Origin of the sequence: Sphingomonas sp. GlSt437 (assembly GCF_048015635.2) — a bacterium.
In the GTDB taxonomy this organism is placed as follows: Bacteria; Pseudomonadota; Alphaproteobacteria; order Sphingomonadales; family Sphingomonadaceae; genus Sphingomonas.
On record NZ_JBPGYA010000003.1, the window covers coordinates 292,013 to 303,475 of the forward strand.

The window sequence follows — 11,463 nt, forward strand, 5'->3', positions numbered from 1 at the left end:
GCCTATGTCCCGAGAGCGGCGGATGGCGCAAGTCTATTGCGCAGATCGCGCAGGATCGGCGCCAATCGATCCGCCCAGCGCGCCGCGCCGCCATCGTCGCCGATCAGATCGTTGCGGATTTCGATTGCGAAACTCGGGATGCCGTTGGCCTCGCCATGGCGGTTGAGCGTGGTGTTGAGGTGGCGGCCCGAATAGGGCTCGTTGTCGCCGGTGATGATGCCGGCGGCTTCCAGAGCATCGATCGCCAGCCGCGCGGCGCGGGTGTCGCGATTGTAGAGGATGCCGATCTCCCAGGGTCGCGGCGCCGATCCGGTTTCGAGCGCGGGGGTGAAGCTGTGGATGGCGATGATCAGGCAAGGGCGCCGTGCTTTGATCCGGGCAGCGATGGCAGCGTGATAAGGGGCGTGGAAGCGGGCAATGCGATCGAGGCGGTCGGCTTTCTCGTTACCCGGAATCGCGTGGCCGTCGCTGGTCGGCGGGATCAGGCCGGGATGATCGGGCTCGCGGTGGAGGTCGATGACAAGGCGCGACACGGTTGCGAGGATCGCCGGCGCATCGAGCGCCTCCGCCAGCCGCCGTGTGACCGCTGCCGCGCCGATATCGATGGCGATGTGCTTGCCGAGCAGCGCCGGGTCGATCTGGAGGTCGATGCCGGGCGGCACGGCGGCGGACGCATGGTCGCAGAGCAGCAGGAGATCGCTATCGCCAGCGATGAGCTCGGGCTGGTGCGGCGCGACGGTCATCGCACGGCCGGGCGGTGGAGGGGAATAGCGGCTTCATGACCGCCATCCCCCTCGCCGGATGACGCCGGGCTGTGCCCGGGACCATCGGCGGACGCGCTGCGCCTGGCAACGGACCCGCTGCTGCCCTTATCGCGCCGAAGCCGTAACGAAAGCGTAAGCGCGTTCATCCGCCGAGCGTCGATTCGAGCTGCCACCAATCGGGATGGCGCGCGCGGAGATCGGCAGCGGCAGCGGCGCGGTCGGCCGCCGTTTCGTACAGGGCGAAGCACGTCGCGCCCGAGCCCGACATGCGCGCGAGCTTCACGCCCGGCCCGGCCGACAGCATCGCCACCACCTCGCCGATCACCGGTGCGATCGCACGCGCCGGCGGCTCCAGATCATTGCGGCCAGCAAGCGCGCGGGCCAGCAAGTCACCGGGCGGGATCGGGCCGCGGTCGACACCGTCCCACGCCTTGAACACCGCGCCGGTCGATACCGCGACGCCGGGATTGACGAGCAGCACCGGCACATCCTCGACCCCGGCGACGGGAGTCAGCGCTTCGCCCTTGCCGGTGCCGATCGCGCTGCGCCCGAGCAGGCAGGCGGGCACGTCGGCGCCCAGCCCCTCGGCAATCGCGAACAGCCGCGGCTCGTCAAGCGCGACGCCATGCAGCCGGGCGAGCGCCCGCAGCGTCGCCGCCGCATCGGCCGAGCCCCCGCCGATGCCGCTCGCGACCGGCAGCCGCTTGTCGAGCGTGATCGCGTGATGCGCTTCGATGGCGAATGCCGCGCGAAATGCCGCCGCCGCGCGGGTGACGAGATTGTCGCCCTCGCCCGCCAGCACTGCCGCGAACGGCCCGGTCAGCGCGAAACTCGGCGCGGGTGCAGGTTCGACATGGATCGTGTCGCCATCGCGGAGGAATGCGAACAGCGTCTCCAGCTCGTGATAGCCGTCGGGCCGGCGATGGCGGACATGGAGCGCCAGGTTGATCTTGGCGGGCGCGTGCTCGGTGATCGGGGTTGCCGTCATCGGGAAGATCGGCTCAGCGCGCGGCGGCGGCGCCAGGGCCAGCCTCGATCTTGGCGGCGAGGCGCGGCTGGTCCTCGCTGGGCGCGGTCACCATCGCGGCGCGCCAAGCATAGCGCGCTTCGTAATAGCGCCCCAGCGACCAATAAGCGTCGCCGAGATGCTCGTTGATCGTCGCATTCTCCGGCGCGCTGGCGGCGGCTTTCTCGAACAGCGGCAAGGCGCGCGCGGTATCGCCGCCACGGAAATAGGCCCAGGCGAGCGAATCGATGATCGACGGCTCGTTGGGCTGCAGCGCATTGGCTTGCTCGAGCAACTTGGCGGCCTGTGCAGGCGCGCCGCCATGCTCGAGCCGCGCATAGCCGAGATAATTGAGCGCCACCGCCGATTGGGGGGCAAGGCGAACGGCGGTTTCGAGCTCGCGCTCGCCTGCGCGCCATTGGCCCGCGCGTTCGAGCGCGCCGCCAAGCTGGAGATGCAGCGTCCAGTCGGCATCCTTGCCCGCGCGGGTGAGGGCTGTTTGATAGGCCTTGGCGGCTTCGTCATATCGGTCCGCCGCGACGAGCAGATCGCCATAAAGCTGCGCGTCGGGGCTGGTCGCGCCCGGCGCTTCGCTGATCGCGGCGGCGATGTGCAACGCATCGACATCGCGCTTGGCGGCCTGGAGCGCGGCGATGCGGATGTCGGCGGCTTCCGCGGCGGCGGGGCTGGTCGGCGCGATGTGATCGAGCACGGCCAGCGCCATTTGCGGCGCGCGGGTGTTGGTGAGCGCGCGGGCGAGCGCGAGCCGGGCGCGGTCATTGCCCGGATCGAGCTGTTCTGCGGCACGCGCGAGCACGATCGCGGCGGGCGCGACGCGGGCATCGGTCAGCGATTCGGCAAGCTGGATGTAAAGCCACGCCACGCCGAGGCGCGGCGACGGCGCGACGCCTGCCCCAAGGCCCGCGCGATACGGCGCCAGCGCATCATTATCTGCCGGTAGCAGCGCGAGCGCGGCATCGCGTTGCCCGGCGCCGGCAAGCAATTGCGCCGCCTCGATCCTGAGGCTGATCGCGCCGGGATCGGAGACGGTCATCAGCCGCGCGAGTACGTCCCCCTGCGCGACATGGCCGCCGGCGAGATCGATCAGCAGCCTGGTGTGATCGGCGAAGCGGCCGGCCAGCGCATTGCCCCGCGCGCGATCGAGCGCGGCCGTGGTCGCCGCCGCATCGCTGGACGGGGCGAGCCAGGCCCGGATCGAGGGGGAGAGAAAGTTGAAGCTGCTGTCATCGATCGCCTTGACGGCGGTGTCGATCTTGGCGGCGTCACCCGCGACGAGCGCATCGCTCAGCGCCAGCACCGGCGCGTCATTGGGCGCCACCCCGGCTGCTTCGAGCACGCCGCGCGCGCGGCGAACGAGCGCCATGTCGCCCGCGGCGAGGCCGGCGCGATAAGCGCGGATGGCGATTTCGGCATTGCCCGGGTCGGTGGCGAGCGCCGTCGCATAGCCGGCTGCCGCTGTTCGCTCGGCGCCTTCGGCATCGGCGGCGCGCGCGCGGAGATAGGCGGCGAGGTCGCTGTCGCCGGCATGCGCGATCCCCGGCGCGGCCAGCGCCAAGGCCGCGAGCAGCACGCCGCCCCAGGACTTACATGTTCGGGTAATTCGGCCCTCCCCCGCCTTCGGGCGTCACCCAGTTAATGTTTTGCGTCGGGTCCTTGATATCGCAGGTCTTGCAGTGGACGCAGTTCTGCGCGTTGATCACGAAGCGCGGCTCGCCAGTGTCCTGCCCGACAATCTCGTACACGCCCGCCGGGCAATAACGCTGCGCCGGCTCGTCATAGGTGGGCAGATCATAGGTCACCGGAACGTCCGGGTCCTTGAGCTGCAGGTGGATCGGCTGATCTTCCTCGTGATTGGTGTTGGACAGGAACACCGATGAGAGGCGGTCGAATGATATCACGCCGTCGGGCTTGGGGTAATCGATCTTGGGCGCCTGATCGGCGCGCAGCAGGCTTTCGTGATCGGGGTGGTGCTTCAGCGTGAACGGCATCTTGATGCCCCAGCTTTCCAGCCACATCGTCACATTGGCGAGGCCCGCGCCCCAGAAATCGCCGAAGCGCTTGACGAGCGGCACGACGTTGCGGACCACCGACAGCTCCTTGGCGACCCAGCTGCTGCGATAGGCGTCGGCATAAGCGCTCAGCTCGTCATGCTGGCGCTGGCTGACGATCGCCTCGACCGCGGCATTGGCAGCGAGCATCGCCGTCTTCATGGCGGTATGCGTACCCTTGATGCGCGGCACGTTGAGGAAGCCGGCCGAGCAGCCGATCAGCGCGCCGCCGGGGAAGACGAGCTTGGGCACCGACTGATAGCCGCCATCATTGATCGCTCGCGCGCCGTACGAGACGCGCTTGCCGCCTTCGAGAATGGCGCGGATCTCAGGATGCGTCTTCCAGCGCTGCATTTCGTTGAAGGGCGAGAGATGCGGGTTCTGGTAGCTCAGCCACGTCACGAAGCCGAGCGCGACCTGGCCGTTCGCCTGATGATAGAGGAAGCCGCCGCCATTCGAGCCCTTGGTCTCGTTGAGCGGCCAGCCCTGGGTGTGGATGACGCGGCCGGGCACATGCTTGTCGGGCGCGATGTCCCATAATTCCTTGATGCCGATGCCATAGACTTGCGGCTCGGCGTCCTTGCGCAGATCGAAGCGGTCGATGAGCTGCTTGGACAAGCTGCCGCGGGCGCCTTCGGCAAAGAAGGTGTATTTGGCGTGGAGTTCGAGGCCGGGCTGATAATCAGGCTTGTGGCTGCCATCGCGCGCGACGCCGAGGTCGCCCGTCGCGACACCCTTGACCGAGGCGTCCTCGTTAAACAGCACTTCCGCCGCCGCGAAGCCGGGGAAAATCTCGACCCCCAGCCCTTCCGCCTGTTCGGCGAGCCAGCGGCACAGATTGCCCAGGCTGCCCGTATAGGTGCCCTTGTTGTGCATGAAGTGCGGCACGATGAAATGGGGTACGTTGACCTTGCCGGTCTTGGACAGCAGCCAGTGCTGGTTGTCGGTCACCGGAACGTCTGCCAGTGGGCAGCCGCTCGTCTTCCAATCGGGCAGCAGCTCGTCGAGCGCCTTGGGGTCGATCACCGCGCCCGACAGGATATGCGCGCCGACTTCGGAGCCTTTTTCGAGCACGCAGACCGAAATCTCGGCGCTAGCCTTCGCCGCCTGCTGCTTCAGCCGGATCGCCGCCGAAAGGCCTGCTGGGCCCGCGCCGACGATGACGACGTCATAAGGCATCGATTCACGTTCACTCATGCGCAACTCCCAGCGCGGGCGCCCGATCGGTTACGTCGTCGTGCGCCGGCAACGTCTTGTCCTGTCCCCCGGTGCCCGCGAATTGACCTTCCCGTCAACTGGTGACTCTATATGGACATGGGGGCAGACCAGAATTTCCTGTTTGCAGCGGTGGCGGAAAGCGCGCTCGAGTGGTGGCGCGAGGCGGGTGTCGACACGATTGTCGACGAAGCGCCGCGCAATTGGCTGGTCAAGGCGGCATCGGTTGCCGCCGAAGCCGCTAAGCCGATCGAGCGGCCAACGGCTGATACCGCTCCGGCGCGAGCGGTGGCGCCGCTGGCCGATACGCTCGATGCTTTCCTCGCCTGGCGGATGAGCGAGGCCGCGCCCGATTTCGGGTGGAATGCCATTCGCATCGCGCCATCGGCAGCGCCGAGCGACTTGATGGTGCTGGTCGAAGCGCCCGAGCGCGACGACGAAGCCGCCGGGCAATTGCTGTCGGGGCCGGCCGGCGTGCTGTTCGACCGGATGCTTGCGGCGATCGGGCGGTCGCGCGAGACCATCCACCTCGCCTCGCTGGCGATTGCCCGGCCGCTCGCTGGCCGATTGCCCCACGATGCTTTTGACGATCTGGCCCGCATCGCGCGTCATCATGTCGGGCTCGTCGCGCCCAAAGCGGTACTCGTGATGGGCAATGCGCCGAGCCGTGCCTTTGCCGGGGCGGACGTAGCGTCGGCGCGCGGCACTTCGCACATCGTTAACCACGCTAATGGGACAAGTACGGCCATCGTTACCTTCCATCCCCGCTTCCTGCTCGAACGATCTGCGGCTAAGGGAGAGGCATGGCGCGACCTGCAATTGCTGATGGGGAGGCTGGACGCGTGAAGCGATCCATGACGGCGATCCTGGCGCTGGCCCTAGCGATCGAACTTGGCGGGCTGAGCGCGCCGGCGCTGGCGAATGATTTGCCCACCCCGCCTGCCGCCGCCCCGGTGACGGCGGGCGTTCCCGCGCAGCTCGACCCCGATCAGCGCGCGCAATATCGCGCGGTGTTCGACAGCATCCGTGCCGGCAAATGGATCGACGCGCGGCTGCAGCTTGCCGCGATGAAGCCGGGGCCGCTCCACAATATCGCGCTCGCCGAGCTGTTCACCGCCAAGGGATCACCCAAGGCGACGCTCGATGACTTGACCCAAGTGCTAACCGCCGCGCCCGAATTGCCCGAAGCCGAGGCGCTTGCCCGCCTCGCCAAGACGCGCGGTGCCGAGGCGCTGCCCGAGCTTCCTTATACCCGCGCAATGAGCTGGGTCGGTGGCGCGCCGATCCGCCGCCGCGCGCGCAGCCTTGCCCAGAGCGACGCCGTCTCCGCCGATCTCGCGGTGCGGATGCAGCCGTTCATCAAGGGCGATGACGGCGTCGGCGCGCAGGCGCTGCTCGATACGGCGACCGGCCTCTCGCCCGAAGCGCTGACCGAATGGCAGCACAAGGTTGCGTGGATTTATTACCTGGCCGGCGACGATGCCAATGCCCGCGCCATGGCGACGCGCGCGGCGGCCGGCGCGGGTGAATGGGTGGTGCAGGCGCAATGGGTGGTCGGCCTCGCCGCGTGGCGCCAGCATGACTGCGCCGCCGCCGGGCGCGCGTTCGAGACCGTCGCCAGCCAGGCAAGCGATGTCGAATTCCGCGCCGCCGGGCTTTACTGGGCCTCGCGCGCCGACATTGCGTGCGAACGGCCCGATCGGGTCGAAGCGCATCTCACCGGTGCCGCGCAATATGACGAGACCTTTTACGGCCTGCTGGCGCGCGAGGCGCTCGGCATCAGGGCGAAGGTCGAGCGGCCCGTTACGGCGTCGATCGATCGTGACTGGGCAGCGATCGGCAACCGGCCCAATATCCGCGTTGCCGCCGCGCTGATCGAGATTGGCGAGAGCGACCTTGCCGATCAGGTGCTACGCCGCGAAGCGCGGATCGGCGATCCCGCGGGCTATCAGTCGCTGATCAAGCTGACTGCCTCATTGAGCTTGCCGGCAACGCAGATCTGGCTCGCGCACAACGCGCCGGAAGGGGCAAGCGGCGCTGTCCTGGCCGATGCCCGCTACCCCGCCCCTGCCTGGACGCCGCAGGGCGGCTGGCGCGTCGACAAGGCGCTGGTTTATGCCCATGCGCTCCAGGAATCGGCTTTTCGCGCCAATGCGATCAGCAGCGCCGGCGCTTATGGCCTGATGCAGATCCGCCCCGCCGCCGCGCAGGACATTGCCCGCCAGCATGGCATCCGCGCCGATCGCGCCGCGCTCACCGATCCGGTGTTCAATATCGAAGTCGGGCAGAGCTATCTCGAAACATTGCGCGATCAGCCGGCGACGGGCGGCCTGCTGCCCAAGGTGATCGCCGCCTATAATGCCGGGCCGCTGCCGGTCGCGCTGTGGAACGCGCAATCGCGCGATGGCGGCGATCCGCTGCTCTACATCGAATCGATCCCTTATTGGGAGACGCGCGGTTACGTGGTGACGGTGCTGCGCAATTACTGGATGTATGAGCGCTGCACCGGCCGCGCCGCCTCGCCGAGCCGGGCGGCCTTGGTCGAGGGGCTGTGGCCGCGCTTTCCGGGCTTGCCGGGGGCGGCCGGCGTCCGCGTGAAGACCGCGCTCGCCCCGCCGACCCCGAGCGCCACGGCGCTTGCCGCTGCCGCTGCGGCCGCCGCTGCTGCGCAGGCGCAACTCCAGCAGCAGCAAGCGCAACCGGCCTCAACACAGCCGCTCGGCGGCGTCATCGCTTCCAACCCCAGTGCCAATTGATCTCAGTGCGGCGTTTCTGCCGGTCCGTATCGCCGTCCTCACCGTGTCCGACACGCGGACGGCTGCCGATGACCGGTCAGGCGATACCCTGGTCGAGCGGCTAACCAGCGCCGGTCACATCCTCGCCGACCGCGCGATCATCCGCGACGATGCCGATCTGATCGTCGCCAAACTCGAAAGCTGGATCGCCGACCGCCAGATCGATTGCGTCATCACCACCGGCGGTACTGGCGTCACCGGGCGCGATGTGACCCCCGAAGCGATCGAGCGCGTTGCCGACAAGCTGATCCCCGGTTTTGGCGAGCTGTTCCGCTGGCTCAGCTTCCAGTCGATCGGCACCTCGACCGTGCAATCGCGCGCCTGCGCCTGCGTGACGCGCGGCACTTATATCTTCGCGCTGCCCGGCTCGACCGGCGCGGTGAAGGACGGGTGGGACGGCATCTTGAGAGACCAGCTCGACAGCCGCCACAAACCCTGCAATTTCGTCGAGCTGATGCCGCGCCTGATGGAGCGCTGACGGCGCTATTTTTTAGGTGTGTCGGGTTTCGCGGCCTCGCGCGCCTTATCGATGAACTTGGCAAGTTCGCCGTCCATAGTCTGATACCAGTCGACTGCATCGGCGAAATTCGCCTGCGTCAGTTTGCCGACGCCAGTTACGTCCATATATTCATGCAGTTCGCCCTTGTCGTTTACGGCGATCCTCAGGAAACGATTTGCGATATTCCACTTGTTTGCCAACGCCGGCGTCCACAGCGGATCGGGCTTATACCAGCTTTCGAACTGGAACGAGCTGCAGTGACCGTCCTTGCAGCCATAGAAATCGATGCTGAAAGTCTGCCCGTTCGTGGCGCTTTCGATATAAGGGTCGCCGTCGCTTTCCTTGAGCACTGCCTTGTAGCCCGCGGACATCAACGCGGCGGCTGTCGCCTTGGGATCGGTCGCGTCGAACAGCTTGTCCTGCTGCTGTGCCGTGGCCGGCACCGCGCCGAGCAACAGCGCCAGGAAAACAGCTTTGTGGATTACGGCCATGGTCTTTTCCCCCCGATAATCGGCCTATTCTAGCTAGGGCATGTTCGTGGTCAATCGGCTCGCTACACCAATTCGGAGTAAATGTTCTTCTTATGTTCCGGGGACTGTGCTAATCCGCGAGAGTGAATTCGAAACCCAGACCGACACGCGGCGCTACGCTCAATCACGTCAGCCGGCGCTTTGACATACCCGCAATGGAGGTAGATGGCGATTGGCTGGACGAGCGCGAGGCGATCGATGGCGCCCCGCTCCCGCCGCGCACCAGCGTGACGGTCGAGCATCCGCGCACCATCATCACTCGCAACCAGTCGCCCGACATTCCGTTTGACCGCTCGATCAATCCCTATCGCGGCTGCGAGCATGGCTGCATCTATTGCTTCGCCCGGCCGACGCATGCCTTTCATGATCTCTCACCCGGCCTGGATTTCGAGACGAAGCTGTTTGCCAAGCCCGATGCGCCGGCGCTGCTGCGCGCCGAGCTCTCCAAACCGGGCTATGCGCCGAGCCCGATCGCGTTCGGCACCAATACCGATCCCTATCAGCCGATCGAGCGACAATGGCGGATCACGCGCGGCTGCCTGGAAGTGCTGGCGGAGACCAACCATCCACTCACCATCACCACCAAGTCGGACCGGGTGGTGCGTGATCTCGATCTGCTCGCGCCGATGGCGGCAAAGGGACTGGTGAGCGTTGCAGTGTCGGTCACCTCGCTCGATCCGAAGATCGCCATGACGGTCGAGCCGCGCGCACCCGCGCCCAGGCGGCGGCTGGCGGCGGTAAAGGCGCTGTCGGACGCGGGGGTGCCGACTTATGTCTCGATCTCGCCGGTCATCCCCGCGATTACCGACCATGAGATGGAGCAGCTGCTCGAACAGGCGGCGCTTGCCGGGGCGAAATGGGCGTTCTTCCTGCCGGTGCGCTTGCCGCACGAAGTGGCGCCGCTGTTCCGCGCGTGGCTCGACGAACATTTCCCCGATCGGGCGGGCAAAGTGATGTCGATCATCCAGTCGATCCGTGGCGGGCGCGACAATGATCCCGACTTCTTCTCGCGGATGCGAGGGGAAGGCGCCTGGGCCGAGCTGCTGCGGACCCGCTTCCACATCGCGTGCAGCAAATATAGTCTGAACATCGAGCGCCAGGCGCTGCGCACCGACCTGTTCAAAGCGCCGGCTGGGCCGCAGGGAGAATTATTTGCGCGCTGATCCGGTGACCTGAGCGGCGCGTTGCGCTAGGCACTTAGGATATGAAGGGGGCTCTATTCTGCATCGGCCTGATGGTCGCGTCGCCAGCCTTGGACCAGGCACTGCCGCCAGTCCCGGAGGGCGTCCACCTCTCCGGCTCGGTGCGGCTGCGCTATGAGACGATCAGCGGTCAGGCGCGCGCCGGGGTGCCCGCCGATGAAGCATCGACGCAGCTGCGGACGATCCTGAAAGCGAGCTACCGATCCGGCCCCTTATCGATCGGCGGCGAGCTGTGGGACAGCCGCGCGCTCGATGCCGCCAACCCGACCGCGCTCAGCACCAACGAAGTCGACGCGTTCGAGCTGACCCATGCCTGGATCGCTTATGATCTGGGGACCGCCGGCAAGGGCTGGAACGGGCGGATCACCGCTGGCCGGATGAGCCTCGATCTCGGCTCGCGGCGGCTGATCGCGCGCGATGATTACCGCAATACCAACAATGCCTTTACCGGCGTGCGGGTGGATTGGGGCGCGCCGGGCAAGGTGGAAGGCACGCTGATCTATGTGCTGCCCGAGCAGCGCCTGCCCGAGAATATTACGGGCATCCGCCACAATCGCGTCGAGTTCGATCATGAGGGCTTCGATACGCGGCTCTGGGGCGGGCGAGCGTCAAAGGCGGGTATTCTCGGTCCGACGATCATCGATGGCGGCGTCTATCGCTTCGAGGAGCGCGACACGCCGACGCACGCCACGCGTGACCGGCATTTGACCGCAATCGACTTGCGCTGGTCCGCGCCGGTGCGCCCGGGCAAAGTCGATTTCGAGATTGAGGGCATTCGCCAGAGCGGCAGCATTTCCGCCTCGCTCGCCGCCAATGCCGCGCGGTTGCCGGTCGAAGCGTGGTTCGGCCATGCGCGGCTCGGCTATCAATGGCGCGGGCCGTGGCAGCCGCGCGTCGCCATCGAAGGCGATTATGCGAGCGGCGATCACCGCCACGGCACTTATGGCCGCTTCGACACGCTCTACGCGATGCGCCGCGCCGACTTCTCGCCGGCAGGGCTCTATAACGCGATTTCGCGGAGCAACCTGGTGTCGATCGGCCCGCGACTGGAAGTGACGCCCGACAAAAGGTGGGATGCGTTCGGCACAGTCAAGAAGCTTTGGCTCGCCTCGGCGGTCGATGGCTTCGCGACGACCGGCGTGGTCGATCCGACCGGGCGATCGGGCCATGACGGCGGCTGGCAGATCGACGCGCGGGTCCGCTATTGGGCGATCCCCAAGCGCTTGCAGCTGGAGATTGACGGCGACTGGCTCACCAAGGGTCGCTTCCTGCAGACCGCGCCGAACCGGGCGAGCGCGGCGGATACGAAATATCTGTCGCTCAACGCGCAGGTGTTCTTCTGAGCAACGCCGAGGCTTTACCTCAGGCGCCGGTTTGGCATGA

At 67.1% G+C, this 11,463-nt stretch carries 10 protein-coding genes; 5 read left to right on the plus strand and 5 right to left on the minus strand.

Annotated elements, in window-relative coordinates:
- Nucleotides 1-2: 2 nt before the first annotated feature.
- From ACLB0R_RS15425 to ACLB0R_RS15440, 4 genes are all read right to left on the minus strand, one after another.
- Complete coding sequence (locus ACLB0R_RS15425; RefSeq protein ID WP_416644235.1) at nucleotides 3-743, minus strand: N-formylglutamate amidohydrolase; 741 nt, start codon at nucleotides 741-743, stop codon at nucleotides 3-5.
- Between the two features lie 163 nt (nucleotides 744-906).
- Nucleotides 907-1,752: a 4-(cytidine 5'-diphospho)-2-C-methyl-D-erythritol kinase gene (locus ACLB0R_RS15430; protein WP_416644236.1), complete on the minus strand. Its 846-nt coding sequence runs from the start codon at nucleotides 1,750-1,752 to the stop codon at nucleotides 907-909.
- A 13-nt stretch (nucleotides 1,753-1,765) separates the two neighbouring features.
- Nucleotides 1,766-3,361, minus strand: coding sequence for a tetratricopeptide repeat protein (locus ACLB0R_RS15435; protein WP_416644237.1), 1,596 nt, complete (start codon nucleotides 3,359-3,361; stop codon nucleotides 1,766-1,768).
- Between the two features lie 13 nt (nucleotides 3,362-3,374).
- Nucleotides 3,375-5,036: an electron transfer flavoprotein-ubiquinone oxidoreductase gene (locus ACLB0R_RS15440; protein ID WP_416644238.1), complete on the minus strand. Its 1,662-nt coding sequence runs from the start codon at nucleotides 5,034-5,036 to the stop codon at nucleotides 3,375-3,377.
- A gap of 111 nt (nucleotides 5,037-5,147) precedes the next feature.
- Here ACLB0R_RS15440 and ACLB0R_RS15445 point away from each other — a divergent pair, with 111 nt between their 5' ends.
- Genes ACLB0R_RS15445 through moaB form a run of 3 tightly spaced genes read left to right on the plus strand, consistent with a single transcriptional unit; the run spans nucleotide 5,148 to nucleotide 8,327 of the window.
- Nucleotides 5,148-5,900 carry a uracil-DNA glycosylase family protein gene (locus ACLB0R_RS15445; protein WP_416644239.1) on the plus strand — a complete coding sequence of 251 codons (753 nt, stop codon included), beginning with the start codon at nucleotides 5,148-5,150 and terminating at the stop codon, nucleotides 5,898-5,900.
- Between the two features lie 8 nt (nucleotides 5,901-5,908).
- On the plus strand, nucleotides 5,909-7,810 hold the full coding sequence (locus ACLB0R_RS15450; protein ID WP_416644240.1) for a transglycosylase SLT domain-containing protein: 1,902 nt from the start codon (nucleotides 5,909-5,911) through the stop codon (nucleotides 7,808-7,810).
- The gene (moaB, locus tag ACLB0R_RS15455; protein ID WP_416644241.1) at nucleotides 7,800-8,327 is read left to right on the plus strand and encodes a molybdenum cofactor biosynthesis protein B; all 528 of its coding nucleotides are present in this window, start codon (nucleotides 7,800-7,802) and stop codon (nucleotides 8,325-8,327) included. The genes ACLB0R_RS15450 and moaB overlap by 11 nt, the downstream gene beginning before the upstream one ends.
- 5 nt (nucleotides 8,328-8,332) lie before the next feature.
- Here moaB and ACLB0R_RS15460 read toward each other — a convergent pair whose 3' ends face one another.
- Nucleotides 8,333-8,803: a YbjN domain-containing protein gene (locus ACLB0R_RS15460; protein ID WP_434953870.1), complete on the minus strand. Its 471-nt coding sequence runs from the start codon at nucleotides 8,801-8,803 to the stop codon at nucleotides 8,333-8,335.
- A 158-nt stretch (nucleotides 8,804-8,961) separates the two neighbouring features.
- On the opposite strand from ACLB0R_RS15460, the gene ACLB0R_RS15465 reads away from it, so the two are divergent.
- Together ACLB0R_RS15465 and ACLB0R_RS15470 are read left to right on the plus strand one after the other, a co-directional pair.
- Nucleotides 8,962-10,041 carry a PA0069 family radical SAM protein gene (locus ACLB0R_RS15465; protein WP_416644243.1) on the plus strand — a complete coding sequence of 360 codons (1,080 nt, stop codon included), beginning with the start codon at nucleotides 8,962-8,964 and terminating at the stop codon, nucleotides 10,039-10,041.
- A gap of 41 nt (nucleotides 10,042-10,082) precedes the next feature.
- Nucleotides 10,083-11,423: an alginate export family protein gene (locus ACLB0R_RS15470; RefSeq protein ID WP_416644244.1), complete on the plus strand. Its 1,341-nt coding sequence runs from the start codon at nucleotides 10,083-10,085 to the stop codon at nucleotides 11,421-11,423.
- The last annotated feature ends 40 nt before the right edge of the window (nucleotides 11,424-11,463 follow it).

Bases quoted from the DNA above. Each gene is read 5' to 3' on its own strand.
- ACLB0R_RS15425 (WP_416644235.1), bottom strand. From the start codon at position 743: ATGACCGTCGCGCCGCACCAGCCCGAGCTCATCGCTGGCGATAGCGAT.
- ACLB0R_RS15430 (WP_416644236.1), bottom strand. From the start codon at position 1,752: ATGACGGCAACCCCGATCACCGAGCACGCGCCCGCCAAGATCAACCTG.
- ACLB0R_RS15440 (WP_416644238.1), bottom strand. From the start codon at position 5,036: ATGAGTGAACGTGAATCGATGCCTTATGACGTCGTCATCGTCGGCGCG.
- ACLB0R_RS15445 (WP_416644239.1), top strand. From the start codon at position 5,148: ATGGACATGGGGGCAGACCAGAATTTCCTGTTTGCAGCGGTGGCGGAA.
- ACLB0R_RS15450 (WP_416644240.1), top strand. From the start codon at position 5,909: ATGACGGCGATCCTGGCGCTGGCCCTAGCGATCGAACTTGGCGGGCTG.
- ACLB0R_RS15470 (WP_416644244.1), top strand. From the start codon at position 10,083: ATGAAGGGGGCTCTATTCTGCATCGGCCTGATGGTCGCGTCGCCAGCC.